Genomic DNA, 17466 nt, shown 5'->3' with positions numbered 1-17466 from the left:
TCACTCTCCGGGCGCAGCGGCGGGCGCGGGCGCGGCCAGAGCGCCGACGATGGCATCGGCGAGCAGGCGCTGCTGACCCTCGGTCAGGTCGAGGTCGGCCGCGCACCTGGCGGCCTCGGCGCGTACGAGAGCCAGCTCCTCGGCGGTGAACTCCACGGGGGCGGCCGGCTCCCGCCCCTCACCCCTGCCGAGGCGCAGGCGGATCCGGTGCAGCAGGTCCTTGGCTCCCTCGGCCGCCTTCTCCGCGGCCTTGGCGCTCAGTGCCGCCCACAGCTGGTGGCACGCCTCCAGCACCACCGGCGTCAGCAGGACGACGGCGGCGTCCAGGCCGAAGCCCAGCAGCGGATCCCGGTCGGCGCGGTCGAGCCGGACGCCACGTGCGAAGTACTCCTCGCTGAGCTGGGTGTACAGGGGCATCTCCCCGGGGGCGACGCCCCGCACCCCGGCCCTGCCCAGCGCCGCCACCAACTCCTTGTCCGACGACCGTTGCACTGCGCCCCCCAGGCGTGACAGTCAATAATCGTCCGATCGTATCCATCTCGGTGGGCCCCGGCAGGCGTTTCGTGAACCACCGCCACCTGCCCGCACGGCCCGGCCGCGCCCGCGCCGGGGCGCCGTCTACCCGCGTCGACCTGTGCCCGCCCCGGTGAAGACTGACGTGACCATGGCCGCTATAGTCTGGCCAGCCTCCCTCCTCCGGGCGGGAAGCTGTCTCACCGGAGCGGGGCCGGTGGGGTGCTGTCGGCGCGGTCCGCCGCCATGTCCCGAACCCCGGCACTGTGCGTCGACCACCCGGGAGAAATCGAAGATGACCCCCTCCACCAGCCGCCGCTGCGGCGCCATAGCCGCCGTCACCAGTGGTGTTCTTCTGCTGAGCGCCTGCGGCGCGGGCGATGGCAAGGCCTCACTGCGCGACCAGCTGCCCGAGGCGATCCGCAAGGCCGGGGTGATCCGGGTGGGCGCCTCGTTCACGGCGGCCCCGATGATCTTCCGTAACCCGCAGGGACAGCCGGACGGCCTCGACCCCGATCTCGCCGCGGCCCTGGAGAAGGTGCTCGACGTCAGATTCGAGTTCCAGGACGTCGGCCCCTTCGCGAACGTGCTCCCCGGGCTCCTGGACAAGAAGTACGACATCGGGATGTCGGGCATCACCGACACCCGCGAGCGCGAGCAGGGTGTCGACAAGAACAACAAGCAGGTCAACGACGGCGTCGACTTCGTGGACTACTTCATGGCCGGCTTCGGGATGGCGGTCGCCAAGGGGAACCCCGAGAAGATCTCCAAGCTCGACGACCTCTGCGGCAAGTCCCTCGTGGTGAAGAAGGGCACCATCCACGAGGATCTCGCGACCCGCCAGCAGAAGGCGTGCGAGCACCTGGGCAAGCCCCTCAGGATCCTGCCGGCGAACGCCGACGTGGAGGCCGTGGCCGATCTGCACGGCGGCCAGGTGGACGCATACCTCACCGACTACCCGAAGGCGCTGTACAACGTCCAGACCGTCGACGGCGGGCAGGCCTTCGACATCGCCGGTCCCCAGTTCCAGCCGCGGCCCTACGGGATCGCCGTCCGCAAGGGCGACAGCGTGCTGCGGGACGTCCTGACGAAGGCGATGAACTCGCTGGTCAGGGACAGTACGTACGCCGGCATCCTCGAGAAGCGGCAGCTGACTGCCGGCGCGATCCAGAACTCCGTCGTCAACGGGAGCAGCTGAACCACCCGCAGCACCTCGTCCGGCCGGTCGAACACCCGCTGGTTGGTGGACCCGGCCGCGACGTGCCCGTAGTGGTGGTCACATCTCCCGGAGCTGGGTGAGACGGATGTTGTTGCCGGACGGGTCGCGGAACCCGCAGTCGCGGCCGTAGGGCCGGTCGGTCGGCTCCTCGTTGAACTCGACGCCGCGTGCCGAGAGCTCCGCGTAGGCGGCGTCGCAGTCGTCGGTGGTCAGGAAGACGGTGCCGGCCGCGCCCTTGGCGGTCAGCTCGCGCACCTGGGCCTCGGTCTCGGCGTCGAGCACCGGAGGGCCGGGGATCGCCATCAGCACGATGGCCACGTCCTCCTGCCCGGCCGGGCTGACGGTGAGCCAGCGGAAGTTCCCCATCTCGGGGAGGGTGACGTCGGACCTGACCTCCAGACCGACGCTCTTGGTGTAGAAGGCGAGCGCTTCCTCCTGGTCGTGGACCCAGAGCTGCGCGGTGGCGATTCTGATCATCGGATCCTCCCGGTACGCGTTCTTTTCGGCGGTACCGTCACGCTATTCCGGGGCCCTGGGCACCGTCTTCTCGAAACGTGCGGTGTTGCGGGCGCCCGTAGGCGCGCAGCACGCAGCCCGGGACGATCGCGTGCGCGGCGGCCGGCGGGAACGCGGCCCGGTAGGCGGCGGGAGTCAGCCCGAACATCCGCGTGAAGCTGGTGGTGAACGACCCGAGGCTGTTCAGCCCCACGTCGAAGCAGATGGTGGCGATCGCCCGGTCGGTGGTCCGCAGCAGCGTGGCCGCCCGCTCCAGCCGCCGGGTCAGCAGGTACACATGCGGTGACTCCCCGAACGCACGCCGGAACTGGCGGCTGAAGTGCGCCCGGGACAGACCGGCCGCCGCCGCGAGCTCGGCGACCGTGAGCGGCTCGGCGTACCGGGCGTCGGCGAGGTCCTTGGCACGCAGCAGATGGCGGGCGGGGGGATGCGGGGCCACGAGGCCCCAGGGTAGTCAGCGCGAGGCCGGGTCCGTAGCGACGCTCGTCGTAAACCGGGTCGCCAGGTCGGGTCGGTCAGTGGCGGGCGTGCATCCGCGACCTACGGTGGAGCGATGCGACTCGTTCCCTGGTGGGCCCTGCTCTCATCCGCCGGCGCGCCCGTCGTTCTGATCGGTGGCTGGACGTTGGCGGACCTCCTCCGAGGGCCCGGCTACGACCCCGTCACCCAGACGATCAGCTCTCTGGCGGCCCAGGGAGCTCCCGGGCGCTGGCTGATGGTGGGCGCGCTGGCCGGGCTCGGAGCCTGTCACTTCGTCACCGCTCTCGGGCTGCGCGCTGCCTCGCTCGTCGGCCGGGCGGCGCTGGCCGGCGGGGGAGTGGCCTCGATCCTGGTGGCGCTGTTCCCGCAGCCGCAAGGTGGAGGCTCGCTACGGCACGGTGCGGCGGTGGGAGTGGGCTTCGCGCTCCTGTCGGTATGGCCGTGTCTGGCCGTGGACCGCAGCCGCTTCGCGCCCTGGGGGCTCAAGCCGGCCCCCTCGGTCCTGGTGACCGCGTCGATGCTGGCCGGAGCGATGTGGTTCATGCTCGCACTGCGCGATCACGGTGCGGCAGGCGTGGCCGAACGCGTGGTGACAGCCGCTCAGTCGTTCTGGCCGTTCATCGTCGCGGTCTCCTGCGTGCTCCACGCTTCCGCAATAGCGGCGGCAGCGGCAGCAGCCGGGCCGCGCCCGTCGGAAGCGGAGAACCATCGCCGCCCCTGGAGGCGGTGAGCGGGAGGGGCAAGGTCGCGCCGCGGCCCGGTCCCATGACGGGACGGCCGAGTGCTCGTCCCTCCTGACGGTGGGTCACCTGACCGGCAGAGGCCGGACGATCCGTCCGGCTGGATGACGGCGGTCGGCGCGGCTCGCGTCCGGAGCGCGGGCCGGTCCGGGGCGTTGAAGACTGGTGACGACACCGCCCGCCGCCCACGAACCCGCTGAGGACTCATGCTGCTCGGACTGTCCGCCACCCTGGTGGCGACCCTCTGCTACGGGCTGGCCTCCGTGTTCCAGGCCCGTGGAGCCAGGGCCGCGAGCGGTGAAGGCGGTCCGCGCCGACGGAGGCTGGCAGCGGTGTTCCGCTCGCGGTGGTTCCTGCTGGGTACGGCGCTGGACATCGCGGGCTTCGTGATGGTCGTGATCGCGCTGCGCCGGCTGCCCCTCTTCGTCGTCCAGGCGGTCACCGGGGCCAGCCTCGCGGTGACCGCGCTGGCGGCGATGTGGCTGCTCGGAATCAGCCTCGGCCGCCGCGACACCGCCGGTCTGTTCGCGGTCTGCGTCGGCCTCGTCCTCCTCGGCCTGGGCTCCGGCCCGGAAGGACACGCGGACGGCGGGACGGCCTTCCAGCTGGGGCTGCTCGCCGGGGCGGTCGGGACGGTCGCGGTCGGTCTGCTGCTGACGCGCGGGCGCGGCACCCCCGTCGCGGCGGCGCTCGGCTTTCTCGCGGGCATGGGCTTCGGCGTGGTCAGCCTGGCGGTCCGGGTGCTCTCGCCGGGCACCCCGCTCGGCGTGTTCACCGAGGCCGCCGCGTACGCCCTGGCGATCGGCGGTACCGCCGCGTACCTGTGGTACGCCCTGGCGCTCCAGCGGGGAGCGATGACGGCGGTGATCGCGGCGGTGATCGTGGGGGAGACCGTCGTCCCCGGGCTGATCGGCGTGGCCGTTCTGGGGGACCGGCCCCGGCCCGGCTACACGTGGGCGGCGGTGGCGGGCTTCGTCCTCGCCGTCGGCGGGACCTTCGCCCTCGCGCGCTTCGGAGAGCTGGAGTCCTGACCGTCAGCGGACCGCCTGCCCCCGGTTCCCCGCCCGAGGCGACGGGCGGCTCCGGCCGGGGCGTGCGATGGTGGCCGAAGGGGCACAGAGCGTGATCCGCCGACAGGGAGCGCAGGTGGGCGAAGTGAACGAGGGACTGTCGGGAACGCCCGCCGGCAGCTCGTCAGGCTCCGGGCGGGCGGTTCTCGGGACGCCCGGTCCTGCCGCCAGGATCACGACGGAACTGCCGGTCGCGCTGGTCACCGGCGCCTCCTCGGGCATCGGCCGCGCCACCGCCCTGCGGCTCGCCGCCCTCGGCTGGTACCCGCTGCTCTCCGGCACCGACCCCGAACGGCTCACGGAGATCGCCCGCCTCACCGGGGGCCACGCGATGGCCGGCGACCTGTGCCGTCCGGACGGTCCCGACCGGCTCGCCTCGTGGGCCCAGGCCGCCACCGGCCGGGTGGACGTGCTGATCGCCAACGCCGGCGTGGGCTGGCGCGGGCCCTTCGCCGGGATGCCGCCGGACGTACTGGAGCGGATGATCACGCTGAATCTGATCGCACCCCTCCAGCTGGCCCGGCTGCTGCTCCCCGGCATGACCGCCCGAGGGTCCGGCCGGATCGTTCTGGTGGGGTCCATCGCCGGCGCGGTCGGGGTCGGGGAGGAGGCCGTCTACACGGCGACCAAGGCCGCGCTGGGCATGTTCGCCGAGAGCCTGCGGTACGAGCTGCGGGGCACCGGGGTGCGGGTCAGCGTGGTCCTGCCCGGGGTGGTGGACACGCCGTTCTTCCGCCGACGCGGCAGCCCGTACGACCGCGCGTGGCCACGCGCGGTGACGCCCGAGCGGGTCGCCGACACGATCGTCGCCGGGATCACGGGACGCCGTGACCGGCTCTTCGTCCCGTGGTGGCTTCGGGTGCCGGAACGCGTCCACGGCGTCGCGCCCGGTCTGTTCGAGCGGCTGGCCGCGAGGTTCGGCTGATGCCGATGGGCCGCCCACCGACCCGGGTGCGGTTCACACCGATGGCCCCCGTGCTGCTCGCCGCCTCCGCCGTGGAGGCGGTCCATCTGGCACCGGCGGTGAGCCGGCTCGCGCCGGTCCGGAGGCTCGCCTGCCGCGAGCTGGCCGGGTACGGCCGGCCGACCCATGTGGCGCTGACCTTCGACGACGGCCCGGACCCCGAGGGCACCCCCCGGTTCCTGAAGCTGCTCGACCAGCTGGACGTCCGGGCCACCTTCTTCCTGCTCGGCAGCGAGCTGGAGCGGTCACCGGACCTGGGCCGGGAGTTGGTCGCCCGCGGGCACGAGGTGGCCGTTCACGGCTGGTACCACCGGGTGCCCTGGCGGCCGGCGGCCCGGCGCGACCTGGCCGAACTGACCCGCGCCGCCGATCTGATCGCCACGGTCTGCAGGCAGCCACCGCGCTGGTACCGGCCGCCGTACGGGGTGCTCACCCGCGGTCTGCGCGCCGCCGCGCGGCAGCTGGAGCTGCGGCCGGTGCTGTGGACCGCCTGGGGCCGGGAGTGGACGGCGGGGGCGTCCCCGGCCTCGGTCCACGCGACCCTCCTGCCGGAGCTGCGCGCTGGCGCGACCGTGCTGCTGCACGACTCGGACTGCACCTCGCCGCCCGGCTCGTGGCGCACTGCGCTCGGCGCCCTGCCGCGGGCGGTGGAGCGGTGCCGGGAACTCGGCCTGGAGGTCGGCCCACTGCGGGACCACGGGCTTCGCTGACCTGGACAGCCGGCGGCAAGCTGCCTCCGTCAGGCGAGACCCACCCGGGCCAGCGCGTCCGAGAACGCCTTCTCCCAGCCCGCCCGAGTCGGTGTGGCCGGAGCGGAGACACCCGCCCGGGTCAGGGCGGCCAGCGCGTTCCGAACCACCTCGTGCGGGCGGGCCGACGACACCTCCGCGTGGCCGAGTTCCAGCTCGTGCTGGAGGTTGTCCCGGCCATGGCCCTGGACCACGTCCAGCAGGAGCAGGGGGCGGCCGAGCGCCCGGGCCTCGCTGCAGGTGTCGCCCGAGCTGGTGACGACCAGGTCGGCGGCCGCCATCAGGGACGGGACGCGGTCGGTGAGACCGAAGGCGTGCACCCGGTGCTGTCGGCGCTCGAGATCCCGCAGCCGGGCCTCGAGGGCACGGTTGCGGCCCGCGACGGCGAGCACGTGCGGCCCGGCGGCGGCGAGCGCCTCGGCGGCCTCGGCCACCGGGCCGAGCCCCCAGGCACCCGACATCAGCAGGACGCATTCGGCGTCGTCGGGGATCCCGAACTCGGCCCGGGCCGCGGCGCGGGTGGGCGGGGTGTAGAAACCGGCTCGCAGGGGCGGCGGGACGACGGCGATCTCGGCGTCCGGCCGGTAGCGACGGACCCCGCAGGCGGCGACCTCCGAGGTGACCAGGAACATGTCGGTCTCCTCGTGCACCCACAGCCGATGCGGCGTCACATCCGTGCAGAAGACCATATGAACGGGGGCCGGACCGCGGCCGGCCCGGACCTGATTGACCGCCGAGGCGGCCGTGGCGAACACCGAGACCACGAGGTCGGCGGGCTCCTCGTCGAGCAGTCGGCGCAGCCGCGGAGCCAGTCGGCGGCGTGCGGCGGAGTCGGCGAGCAGGGCGAGCTGGTTCCCCGGTCGCAGCGCGGAGAAGTGGAAGGCGTCGTAGACGCCGGGCACGGCGAGCATCCGCCGGAACACGCCCTCGCCGGCGGCCCCGGCCGTCCGGCCCAGCAGCCGCATTGCGTCCCGGGTGCCGGTGGTCCAGCCTCGTTGGCTCAACGAGTCGGCGCAGGCCAGGGCCATCACGTCATGGCCCTGGCCGAGCGAGCCGGAGAGCAGCAGCGCGTGGGGCACGGAGTCTCCTCGGACGGTCCGTCAGTTGCTTCCGGGCTTTCCGGCCGGGGACCGGTACCACTCCAGGTAGCGCCGGACGCCCTCCTCGAAGGTGGTGGTCGGCGACCAGTCGAGCAGTCGCTTGGCCTTCGCGTTCGAGACCCGGCGGCCGTTGTGGTAGTCGGCGGTGCGGGCCGGGATGTGCTCGATCGTGGCCGTACCCAACAGCGACTGCACGGTGTCGGCGATCTCCCGGACCGAGACGGCGGTGTTGCCCTCCAGCGCGAAGGTCTGGTCCTGGGCCTCCGGGGACAGCGCGCGGACGTGTGCCTCGGCGAGGTCCTCGACGTAGACGTAGTTCCGGGTCTGGCGCCCGTCGCCGGCGATGGTGATCGGCTTTCCGGTCAGGGCGGCCTGAACGAAGCGGGCGACGACCAGTTCGTCGCGCATCCGCGGACCGTACGGGACGCCGTAGCGCAGGACGGTGAAGTGCTGGCCGTAGGTCTCGCGGTAGCTGTGCGCGATCAGTTCGGCGGACAGCTTGCCGGAGAGGTAGAGATGGCCGCCGCGGCTGAGGTCGATCGGGGCGTCCTCGGTCAGCTCGGCCTCGTCGCGGTCGGCCGCCGCGTGGACGGCGTCGTAGACCCAGACGGAGCTGGCCAGCACCACCCGGCTGGCGCCGCAGCGCCGAGCCGCCTCAAGGACGGAGGCGGTGCCCTCGACGTTGGCCCGCACGGCCTCGACCGGGGTCGCGACCAGCTGGTCCACATCGGCCATCGCGGCCAGGTGGAACACCACCTCACTGTCCGCCAGCGCGGCCGTCAGGCCGGGCAGGTCGAGGATGTCCACCCGGGCGTACTCGGCGTCCGGCCCGGCCCGGCGAGCCGCCGTGTCCACGACCACCACCTGGTGTCCGGCCGCCAGCAACCGGTCGACGACATGGGAGCCGATGAACCCGCAGCCCCCGGTGACAGCAATCCTCATGACGCCTCTCTCAGCCGGCTACGGCCGCGTATGCGGCAGACACGGCGGTCAGTACCTGGTCGACTTCGTCGTCGTGCATGTCGGAGTGGATCGGCAGGCAGACGTGCCGTGCGCAGACGTCCTCCGCCACCGGCAGCGGGCCGTCGGCGTACTCGGTGAGTACGGGTTGGTGATGCAGCGGCAGGTCGTAGACCTCGCCGGACAGCCGGACGCCGGATTCGGCGACGGCGGTCTTGAACCGCGTCCGGTCCACGCCGTGCGGCAGCAGGGCGATGTACTTGTAGAAGTTGCCGCGGCACTTCTCCGGCTCGGTCAGCGGTCGCAGGCCGTCCAGGCCCGCCAGCTCGGCGGTGTAGGTCCGGGCGACCCGGCGGCGGGCCTCGACGAAGTCCTCCAGGTGCCGCAGATGGACCTCGCCCACCGCGGCGTTCAGCTCGCTGAGCCGCCAGGCCGAGCCGTGCCGCACATGGTGGTTGGCGGAGAAGCTGCCCTTGCCCTGGTCGCGGTAGAGCCGGGCCTCGTCGCGGAACTGCTCGGACGAGGTGAGCAGCATCCCGCCCTCACCGCTGGTGGTCACCTTGGTGGGGTAGAACGAGAAGGCCCCGACCTGGCCGAAGGAGCCGGCGAACCTGCCGTCGTACGTGCAGCCGTGGGCGTGGGCGGCGTCCTCGATGAGCGCGATGCCCTGCTCGTCGCAGAGCCGGCGCAGCTCGTCGGTCTCCGGGGTGATCAGCCCGCCGATGTGGACCAGCACGACGGCCGCCGTCGACGGGGTGAGCGCCGCCTTGAGACCGGCCGCGCTCAGCGCGAAGGTCGAGGCCGACACATCGGCGAAGACCGGACGGCCGCCGGCGTGGATCACCGCCGCGGCGGTGGCGTAGAAGGTGTTGGCGGGGACGACCACGTCCCGGCCGGAGACCCCGACGATCCGGAGCGCGATCTCCAGCGCCGCCGTCCCGCTGGAGACGGCCACCGCGTGCGGTGCCCGATGCGCGGCGGCGAACGACGACTCGAACCGCTCGGTGTACGGCCCCAGGGTCAGTGCCCCACTGGTCAGGATCTCCGTGACGGCATCGGCGACCGCGGCCCGGTCCTGTGGCCCGAACACGATTCGTGCGGCGGGAACAGCCACACAGCACCTCCGACATCGAGCGGATATAACTGCCCAAAGCGGGCATACGGCTCGACGCTACCGCGATCACGGCGGGATTTCCGGGACGCTGAGAGAGAAGGACCCGCCTGGAGCAGCCGCCGGGCCGTCCAGGGCGTGCCCGAGACCGGACGAGATCGCCGGGGCCGTCCGTGGCACGCGCCCGACGCGCCCGACGCGCCCGACGCGCCCGACGCGCCCGACGCGCCCGACGCGCAGGCGACCATGCCCACGACGCGAAAAGGCGGACCGTGACCGGGGAGTCACGACCCGCAGATTTCGAACTGCACCACACCTGCATGCCGGCGTTGCCCGAACGAGCGCCGGCCGTAGGTCAGGCCTTCTTGACCACGCTCGACTTGAGCTGCATGGCGCCGAACCCGTCGATCTTGCAGTCGATGTCGTGGCCGTCGACTCCGTCGACCAGGCGGATATTGCGCACCTTGGTCCCCGCCTTGATTCCCGAGGGGCTTCCCTTGACCTTGAGGGCCTTGACGACGGTCACGGTGTCGCCGTCGCTCAGCACATTGCCGACGGAGTCCTTGACCACCCGTTCTCCGGAGCCACTCGCGTCATCCGCGGCGCCCTCGGCGGAAACCCATTCATTGCCGCACTCCGGGCACACCATCAGAGCGTTCATCTCGTAGGTGTACTCGCTGGAGCACTTCGGGCACGGGGGCAGGTTCTCACTCATTCCGCCAGGATATCCGAACTCCGGTACGGAGCCCTGCCGCGTGCACGGGTGACAACGGTGGGTTATGGCCGGTTTCACGAGAGAAGACCACCGGCCGATATCCAGCCCAATGGCGCGGGGCTGGCGCTTTGCCGGTAGTTGGAGCTCGAGTTCCGCCTGCCATTCTTCCCCTGCGAAATCCAGGGACTGTTCGGCAGGGCGAACAATGGCGTCCTTGGCCGGAGGCCGCCAAGAAGGACGAGCGCCGAAGCAGCGCGGCGAGGCGGCGTCCCGGGCGAGCGGAACGCCGCGGCCGGTCCGTCTGATCTGAGTACCCTGGCGCGGTGATGAGTGCCGACCTCCTGCTGCGGGCCCTGCACGACAAGGCCGAGCCGCCGCTGCGTCCGCTGCCGGAAGGAGTGGCCGAGCTGCTGCAGAGCCTGGAGGCTCCACCACGGCTTGCGGCCCACCTACGAGCCGTCCACGACGTGGCGCACCAACTCGTCGACTGGACAGGGCAGCGCCACCCAGGGCTGACCTTCGACCGCGAGGCGGTGCTGTTCGGGGCGGCCACGCACGACGTGGGCAAGGCGGTGCACGTTGCCGAGCTGTCCGGTGGCGGCTCGGCGCACGAGGAGGCCGGGCGTGAACTCCTGCTGGCCCGCGGCGTCACGTGCCGGGCCGGCCAACGCCCGGTCGGCGCGCCCTGCTCACTGGCGGGGCCGGTGAGCAGGGCGCGCAGGTGATCAGTGGTGTCCGGGCCGGCTCAGCAGGAGAGGTTGCTCCCGGTCGGGACGCCCAGGATCGAGGTGAAGTTCTGGTACGAGTTGATCCGGCTCTGCACCTGAGCGGGGTTGCCGCCGTTGCACTCCAGCGAGCCGTTGATGCTGCGGATCGTCTCACCGAAGCCGTACCCGTTGACCATCGCGTTGTGCGCGGTCATGGTGCCCGGGCCGTTCTGGGTGTTCCAGTACCAGAGGCCGGTCTTCCAGGCGACTGCGGCGTCGGTCTGCACCAGGTTGGGGTTGTTGAGCAGGTTGATGCCGAGTGCGTCGCCGGCGGCCTTGTAGTTGAAGTTCCAGCTCAGCTGGATCGGGCCGCGGCCGTAGTAGGCGGACTGGCCGGCCGGGCAGCCGTACGACTGCGACGTGTCGCAGTAGTGCGAGTAGTTGGCGGTGTTCTGCTCGACGATGTAGACCAGCCCGCCGGTCTCGTGGCTGACGTTGGCGAGGAACGCCGCCGCCTCCTGCTTCTTGACGGTGTCGGAGCCGGTGTTCGCGAAGCCGGGATAGGCGCTCAGTGCGGCGGTCAGGCCGGCGTAGGTGTAGAAGGAGTTCCGGTTCGGGAACATCTGGTTGAACTGCGCCTCGGAGACCACGAATCCGCCGGGGGCGGGCGGGGTCGTGGTGCTGCCGCCGGAGCAGCTGTACGGGTCCCAGTACCAGGTGCTGATGACCGGGTCGTAGCCCGGGTTGTCGTGCTCCGCTATGTAGAGGTTGCCGTCGGTGTAGCGCACGATGCTGCCGGTGGTGTACGTCTGGCCGGCCACCCAGGCGGGGTAGGTGCAGGACCCGGCGGGCGGGGTAGGCGTCGGGCTCGGCGTGCCGCCGCCGCAGCCGCCCTGGTCGGCCCAGACGCCCGAGCCGCCGGTGCTCGGCGTCTCGCCCTGGGTCCACCACTTCGCGGACCAGTTGTGGCCGCCGTAGGAGGCGCTCATGCCTCCGGTGTAGACGGCGGAGGCCGTCCAGGGCGACGCGCAGGTCGCCGCGAACGCGGACGAGGCCATCGGCAGGAAGGTCGCCAGGCCGACCGCGGCCGCGACGGCGGCCAGGAAGGCGATGATCCGCTGTTTGGAGCTGGTGCTCCGGTGCTTCGACACGTGCCACTCCTCGTGTGGGGGTTGCGAGCGGGGGTCGTGCCAGCACTCAATCGAAGTGGTCGATACCTGTCAATAGGTCTAGACCTTAAGTCATCCTTATCTGATGAACCGTCAGTAAAGTGTCTTCGCAGAGCCATTGGCCATTCGTTCGGATCTCTCCAGGACTTCCTACGCTCCGCGCGGTGGCCAAGGCCCAGCGGGCCGGTATGGGTGGGGCGCAACCGCTGCCGGAACAGGGACGTGCCGGAGTGACGTGGCTCAGGCCGGGAAGCCGTAGCGTCCGATCAGGCGGACGAACCTGGCCCAGGTGAGGACCTGCCGGTGTTCCAGCCCCGCGGCGGTGCGTCGGAAGGACACGACCTGCTCCTGGCCGCCCGGTCCGATGGGCTGCACCAGGCGGCCGCTGAGCCGAAGCTGCTCGACCAGCGGCGGAGGGACTTCGAGGAAGGCGGCCGAGACGATGACGGCGTCGTACGGGGCTCGCTCCGGCACGCCGCAACTGCCGTCCCCGGCGCGCAGCTCCACGTTGCGAATGCCCTGGTGGGCGAGATTCTGCCGCGCCTGTCGAACCAGGTCCGGCCACATCTCGATGCTCACGACGTCTGCGGCCAGACGGGCGAGCAGGGCGGTCTGGAAGGCCAGGCCGGTCCCGATTTCGAGGACATGTTCCGTCCCGGTGAGTTCCAGGCCTTCGATCATCCTCGCCGAGAGCGAGGGCTGCGTGGTCACCTGTCCGTGGGGGATCGGGATGGGCGTGTCGGTGTAGGCGAGTGCGACGTGGTGGGCGGGGACGAATCCCGCGCGGGGCGTCGCCCGCAAGGCGTCGAGCACGCGCTCATCGCTGATGCCGGCTCGCCGGACGGCCTGGACGAGGTCTTCGGGAGCGAGAGGGAGGTCTCGGGTCACGTCCGCTTCCCTTATGTCCGCCGGAGAGTCGGCACGCCGTCCGAACCAAGATCGATTCGGGTGCCGAAGCTGCGACTGACCCGGTCGAGAACCTCCTGTTCCCACTGGGAGTCTCCGTGCGAGGCGTGCTCAAGGCGCATCTTCCGTGCCTGTACGGGCACCATTCGTGCGCTGATCAGTTCTCCCGTGTCCGGCTCCACCGAGATGAAGTACAGCAGCCGCAGGTCGTCCCGGTACTGCTCGTAGCCGGAGATGCCCTCGTAGTCGTCGATGAAGTCGCCACAGCCGTAGAGGACGAGCCGTCCGCGGTAGACCTCGACGGGGCGGGGATGGTGCGAGGAGTGCCCATACACCACGTCGACACCGCGGTCGATCAGTGCATGCGCGAAGCGGATCTGAGCTCGGGAGACGCTGTAGCCCCAGTTGGACCCCCAGTGGATCGAGGCGACGACGACGTCGCCCGGCTGCTTGACCTGCTCCACTCGATCGACGATTTCGGCCGCGTCGGCGTCCGATGCCTCGGATACGACGTAGACGCCGGCCCGATCCTCGGCAGCGGCCCACGTCGACGGAATCCCGCTGGACGCCGTCCCGAACGCGAAGACCACCACCCGCCTGCCGCCGTCGACCGGGACGATCGCGGGTTGCCGTGCCGTACCGGCGTCCCTTCCCGCCCCCACCGTCTGCAGCCCCGCACTCGCCAAGACGCCGAGCGTCTCTTCGAGCCCGAGGTGGCCGAAGTCCAGTACGTGGTTGTTCGCCAGTACACAGACGTCGGGCCGGGCCGCTTCCAGGCACGGCAGGTTGGCCGGGGTCATCCGGTAGTGCACTTCCTTGCCCGGTGCGAAGTCGTCGCTCCGGGTGACGGACGTTTCCAGATTCAGCACCCGGACCTCGGGCGCGGCCTCGTCGAGCAGTCGCAGGGCCTCGCCCCAGGGCCAGGAGAAGTCGACCGGACAAGGGATCGGGCCGTTCGCAGTCTCCGCCGACTCGACGTAGTACCGCGCATCCCGGACGTACGGCTCCCGCAGCGTCGGGTCACCCGGGTGCGGCAGGATCTGGTCGATGCCGCGGCCGAGCATCACGTCGCCGCAGAGAAACAGGCTCACCGGGCCGGTGCTCATGGTTCAACGCTAGGCCCACCTCGGACCTGCTCGGGGTCAGCAGACGGCGGTGAGTGAGTCGACGAGGATGCCGAGTCCGTCCCTGGCCTCGTCCTCGCTCAGGGTGAGCGGGGGAGCCATCCGCAGGGTGTGGCCGTAGAGACCGCCCTTGCCGATGAGCAGGCCCCGCTCCTTCGACTCCTCCATCACCCGGCCGGCCAGCGAAGGGCTCGGGGCTCCCGTGTCAGGGTCGACCAGGTCGACGGCGAACATCAGGCCCTTGCCTCGGACGTCTCCCGCGACCGGAAGCCGTTCCGCCGCGGCCCGCAGGCCGTCGATCAGCATGCGGCCGATCCGGTGCGCGTGGGCCTGGAGGTCGTGGGCGAGCAGGTAGTCGAGGGTGGCCTTGGCCGCCGCCGTCGCGATCGGGTTGCCGCCGAAGGTGGAGATGCCGTAGGCGGGAAGGGCGTCCATCAGCCTGCCGTCGGCGACGACACCGCCGATGGCGAAGCCGTTCCCCAGGCCCTTGGCAAAGGTCATGATGTCGGGTGTCACGCCATGGGCCTGAATGCCCCAGAAGTGCTCTCCGGTACGGCCCCAGCCGGTCTGCACCTCGTCCGAGACCAGCAGGATCCCGTGCTGGTCCAGGATCTCCCGGTACGCGGTGAAGAGTCCGTCGGGTGCGGCGGTGAATCCGCCGACGCCCTGGACGGGCTCCGCGATCAGGCAGGCGACGTCGGTGGCGGTGGCCGTGTCGAGGACGTGCCGCAGATCGTCCGCGCAGAAGGCAAGGAAGGCCTCGTCCGACAGGTGCGGGAAGCGCGCGCGGTCGGTGCCGTGCAGATAGTGCACGTTGACGGGCGAGAGCGAGGAGTTCTTCCAACTCCGATTGCCCGTGACGGCCATGGCCCCGTACGAGCGTCCGTGGTAACTGTTGCGCATGGCAAGCACCTGGTCGGACCGGCGGGCGTTGGTGGCGAGCAGGAGCGCCGTCTCGGTTGCCTCGGTGCCGGAGTTGGTGAAGAACACCTTGGCGTTCGCGATGCCCGACAGCTCCGCGATCTTCTCGGCCAACTCCACCTGGGAGCGGATGAGATACAGCGTGGAGGTGTGCGCGACCCCGGTGCGCAGCTGCCGCTCGACGGCTTCCCGTACCTCGGGCACGTCGTACCCGAGCATGTTGGTGAGGATGCCGGCGAAGAAGTCGAGATAACTCCGCCCGTCGGAGTCCGTGACGCGGCACCCCTTGCCACTCACGATCTCGATCGGCTCGTCGTAGTAGAGCGACACCCACGACGGCATGACCGCACGATGACGGCTGAGCAGGTTCGACATGCGAGGCTCTCACTTTCCTTGCGACAGCGTCGACTTCGCGCCGGTCGAGCAGCCAGAACACCGAGCGGCCGGAACGCACGGACGCCTTCAGGCAAGCTACCCCAGACCCGGCCCGTACGACGGTCAATCGGGGCCGACACGGGGTCCCCGATACCCTCTGCGACCTGCGGTGACTCCGGAGCCACCCACGCCGGTCCGACGCGACTTCTGGTCATGCTCAACCGAGGACAGGCGTCGTGGCAGGGACGGGCACGCCGCAGGCCCGGGAGGGCTGGTGCTCTGCCCCGGACCTGCGGCGTGTGCTTCCGGCCTGCGGTCAGGCCGCCGAGTACCAGACCTGTGCGCCGGTGCCGTTGCAGGTCCACAGGTTCAGGGGGGTGCCCGGGACGGCGGTGGACCTCGGGTCGTCCAGGCACTTGCCGGACGGGGGGTTCAGCAGGTAGCCGGTCGGCGACAGCAGCCACTGCTGCGCCGTCGTTCCCGAGCACGGGGCGAGTTGGACCGTAGTGCCGTTGGTGCCGGCGGTGCCCGCGTCCAGGCAGGCGCCGGTGGAGGTGCGGAGGGTGCCGTCGTTGACGAGTTCCCAGTTCTGGGGCGGGGTGGGGGTGGTGCTGCAGGTGTGGAGGCTGACCGAGGTGGCGTTCTCGACTCCGCCGCTCAGGCAGTAGTTGGTCGCCTTGTTGGTGAAGGCGCTCCAGATCGGCTGCCCGCCGTACGGGTACCGCCAGTCCTGTCCGCTCGCGCCGCAGGTCCAGAGGATCAGCTGGGTGCCGTTGGTGGTCGAGGCGGCGGGGTCGGCCAGGCAGAGGCCGGACTGCGGGTTCATCAGACCCTTGGCGTTCTGCGTCCACACCTGTGCGCCGGTGCCGTTGCAGGGGTAGAGCTGGATCGGGGTCCGGTTGGTGAGCCCGCCGTTGGTGACGTCGAGGCATTTGCCGAGGGCCTTGACGGTGCCGTCGTTGCCGACGGTCCAGGTCTGGCCCGGCGTTGCGGCGCAGTCCCAGATGTCCGCGGGCATGCTGTAGTCGGCGGGGTTGGGTGCGTTGTTCCCGATGTCGAGGCACTTGCCGGGAAGGCCGGACGTCACGTTGCCGGTCGGGAGACCGGCGGCGGGCTGGTAGGAGAAGGAGGTGGCGGCCAGCCCCGTGCCACCGTTCCAGATCTCGAAGCCCGCCTGCACGGAGCAGAGTTCGCCGTTGCCGGGGACGTATCCGCGGACCACTGCGTCGGAGGTGATCGTCCGCAGGTTCAGGTCATAGACGGAGTTGGTCGGACTGGACATCAGGTAGCTGATCACCTGCTTGCCGCTGATGGCGTCCTGCCACTGGTAGACCTGGTAGGCCCGGCCGCCGAGGGTGACCTGCTGGGTGGCGCTGCCCAGCGGGACCGGGCCGCCCTGCCGGTTGAGCCAGATCATCAGCTCGTGCGAGGTCGTCGGGCCGCACCCGGCGCCGGCGTCCGCGTACCAGAGGTCGTACGCCACGTTGTACTGCCCGGCGGCGCCGGTGGTGGTCCGCCAGCTGGTCAGGGTGTCACCCATCGTGGCCACCGGCATGGGGAGCTCACCGGCCCGCGGCACGTACTCGATGCGCGTGTACGCGCCCGGCGCCCCGGGCCTGGTGTTGGTGGCGTTGGTGAGCGCGCTGCTGGTGACGGTGAAGTTCGCACCGCCGTCGCTGCTCATGCACACCTCGGCCGAGGAGTTCCACTCGTCGGGCATGATCCGGTACCGGCCGCCGCCCACGGTTGCCGAGCCGAACGGCCCGTTGACGGAGGTGCACAGCGATACCGCCGGGTCCGCCAACGCCGCTCCGGCCAGTCCGCCCTGCAGCCCGCCGACCAGTGCAAGCGTCACGACGACGGAACGCGCCCGTCGCCAGAGCGAGCGCCTGCCCGGGCGACGAAGATGGTGATGAAGCCTCAAGTCTGTTTCCCCCTAGGAGAGACGGTTCTGTCTCGACGGAGTCAGACACTAGTGCGAGGGGCTTCGGCAGCAGATGCAGGTCGGGGCCGCAGCCGTGGTCGTCGGTCGAGGCGGCAGCCGAGGGATGGTGGTACATGGCGCTCTCGGCCGGGGGCCTGGCACCTGACGGTCACGCAGGTTCCAGGACCCCCGACCCCCGGCCC

At 71.2% G+C, this 17466-nt stretch carries 17 protein-coding genes and 1 pseudogene; 6 read left to right on the top strand and 12 right to left on the bottom strand.

Features of this window, described 5'->3' with window-relative positions; translation table 11 throughout:
• Positions 1-492 carry a hypothetical protein gene (locus FB465_RS06120; protein ID WP_145788276.1) on the bottom strand — a complete coding sequence of 164 codons (492 nt, stop codon included), beginning with the start codon at positions 490-492 and terminating at the stop codon, positions 1-3.
• Positions 493-808: 316 nt separating this feature from the next.
• Here FB465_RS06120 and FB465_RS06115 point away from each other — a divergent pair, with 316 nt between their 5' ends.
• Positions 809-1711, top strand: coding sequence for an ABC transporter substrate-binding protein (locus FB465_RS06115; protein WP_170290508.1), 903 nt, complete (start codon positions 809-811; stop codon positions 1709-1711).
• 78 nt (positions 1712-1789) lie between these two features.
• Here FB465_RS06115 and FB465_RS06110 read toward each other — a convergent pair whose 3' ends face one another.
• Together FB465_RS06110 and FB465_RS06105 are read right to left on the bottom strand one after the other, a co-directional pair.
• Complete coding sequence (locus FB465_RS06110) at positions 1790-2209, bottom strand: VOC family protein (protein WP_145788272.1); 420 nt, start codon at positions 2207-2209, stop codon at positions 1790-1792.
• A gap of 37 nt (positions 2210-2246) precedes the next feature.
• Positions 2247-2687 (bottom strand): helix-turn-helix transcriptional regulator, encoded by a 441-nt coding sequence (locus FB465_RS06105; RefSeq protein WP_145788270.1) that lies wholly within the window; start codon positions 2685-2687, stop codon positions 2247-2249.
• 114 nt (positions 2688-2801) lie between these two features.
• Between FB465_RS06105 and FB465_RS06100 the strand changes: the two genes are divergently transcribed.
• The 4 genes from FB465_RS06100 (at position 2802) to FB465_RS06085 (ending at position 6212) form a co-directional block, all read left to right on the top strand.
• Positions 2802-3458: a DUF998 domain-containing protein gene (locus tag FB465_RS06100; RefSeq protein ID WP_145788268.1), complete on the top strand. Its 657-nt coding sequence runs from the start codon at positions 2802-2804 to the stop codon at positions 3456-3458.
• Positions 3459-3674: 216 nt separating this feature from the next.
• Positions 3675-4499: a DMT family protein gene (locus FB465_RS06095; RefSeq protein WP_211785732.1), complete on the top strand. Its 825-nt coding sequence runs from the start codon at positions 3675-3677 to the stop codon at positions 4497-4499.
• A 124-nt stretch (positions 4500-4623) separates the two neighbouring features.
• Positions 4624-5463, top strand: a complete 840-nt coding sequence (locus tag FB465_RS06090) for an SDR family NAD(P)-dependent oxidoreductase (protein WP_246192537.1) — start codon at positions 4624-4626, stop codon at positions 5461-5463.
• A gap of 5 nt (positions 5464-5468) precedes the next feature.
• Positions 5469-6212 carry a polysaccharide deacetylase family protein gene (locus FB465_RS06085; RefSeq protein WP_246192536.1) on the top strand — a complete coding sequence of 248 codons (744 nt, stop codon included), beginning with the start codon at positions 5469-5471 and terminating at the stop codon, positions 6210-6212.
• 29 nt (positions 6213-6241) lie between these two features.
• Here FB465_RS06085 and FB465_RS06080 read toward each other — a convergent pair whose 3' ends face one another.
• The 4 genes from FB465_RS06080 to FB465_RS06060 form a co-directional block, all read right to left on the bottom strand.
• The gene (locus FB465_RS06080; protein ID WP_145788264.1) at positions 6242-7330 is read right to left on the bottom strand and encodes an MGDG synthase family glycosyltransferase; all 1089 of its coding nucleotides are present in this window, start codon (positions 7328-7330) and stop codon (positions 6242-6244) included.
• A 21-nt stretch (positions 7331-7351) separates the two neighbouring features.
• Positions 7352-8293: an NAD-dependent epimerase/dehydratase family protein gene (locus FB465_RS06075; RefSeq protein ID WP_145788263.1), complete on the bottom strand. Its 942-nt coding sequence runs from the start codon at positions 8291-8293 to the stop codon at positions 7352-7354.
• A gap of 10 nt (positions 8294-8303) precedes the next feature.
• Positions 8304-9425, bottom strand: a complete 1122-nt coding sequence (locus FB465_RS06070) for a DegT/DnrJ/EryC1/StrS family aminotransferase (RefSeq protein ID WP_145788261.1) — start codon at positions 9423-9425, stop codon at positions 8304-8306.
• Between the two features lie 352 nt (positions 9426-9777).
• On the bottom strand, positions 9778-10137 hold the full coding sequence (locus tag FB465_RS06060; RefSeq protein ID WP_145788257.1) for a zinc ribbon domain-containing protein YjdM: 360 nt from the start codon (positions 10135-10137) through the stop codon (positions 9778-9780).
• Positions 10138-10463: 326 nt separating this feature from the next.
• Here FB465_RS06060 and FB465_RS06055 point away from each other — a divergent pair.
• Positions 10464-10787 (top strand): annotated as a pseudogene (locus tag FB465_RS06055) (phosphohydrolase); the annotation flags it as partial.
• Positions 10788-10882: 95 nt separating this feature from the next.
• On the opposite strand, the gene FB465_RS06050 reads toward FB465_RS06055, so the two are convergent.
• The 5 genes from FB465_RS06050 to FB465_RS06030 form a co-directional block, all read right to left on the bottom strand.
• Positions 10883-11995, bottom strand: a complete 1113-nt coding sequence (locus FB465_RS06050; RefSeq protein WP_342791783.1) for a glycoside hydrolase family 19 protein — start codon at positions 11993-11995, stop codon at positions 10883-10885.
• Between the two features lie 258 nt (positions 11996-12253).
• A complete protein-coding gene (locus FB465_RS06045) occupies positions 12254-12901 on the bottom strand; it encodes a protein-L-isoaspartate(D-aspartate) O-methyltransferase (protein WP_145788255.1) in 648 nt (215 codons plus the stop codon).
• Positions 12902-12912: 11 nt separating this feature from the next.
• Entirely contained in the window at positions 12913-14025 is a 1113-nt protein-coding gene (locus tag FB465_RS06040) for a CapA family protein (RefSeq protein ID WP_145788254.1), read from the bottom strand.
• 36 nt (positions 14026-14061) lie between these two features.
• Positions 14062-15306: an aspartate aminotransferase family protein gene (locus FB465_RS06035; RefSeq protein WP_246192535.1), complete on the bottom strand. Its 1245-nt coding sequence runs from the start codon at positions 15304-15306 to the stop codon at positions 14062-14064.
• A 349-nt stretch (positions 15307-15655) separates the two neighbouring features.
• Positions 15656-17194, bottom strand: coding sequence for a ricin-type beta-trefoil lectin domain protein (locus tag FB465_RS06030; protein ID WP_145788250.1), 1539 nt, complete (start codon positions 17192-17194; stop codon positions 15656-15658).
• Positions 17195-17466: the final 272 nt, after the last annotated feature.

It is taken from the genome of Kitasatospora atroaurantiaca (assembly GCF_007828955.1).
GTDB classification, from domain to species: Bacteria; Actinomycetota; Actinomycetes; order Streptomycetales; family Streptomycetaceae; genus Kitasatospora; species Kitasatospora atroaurantiaca.
The sequence above is the reverse complement of the archived record's forward strand: the minus strand, read 5'-3'. Positions and strand labels throughout refer to the sequence as shown.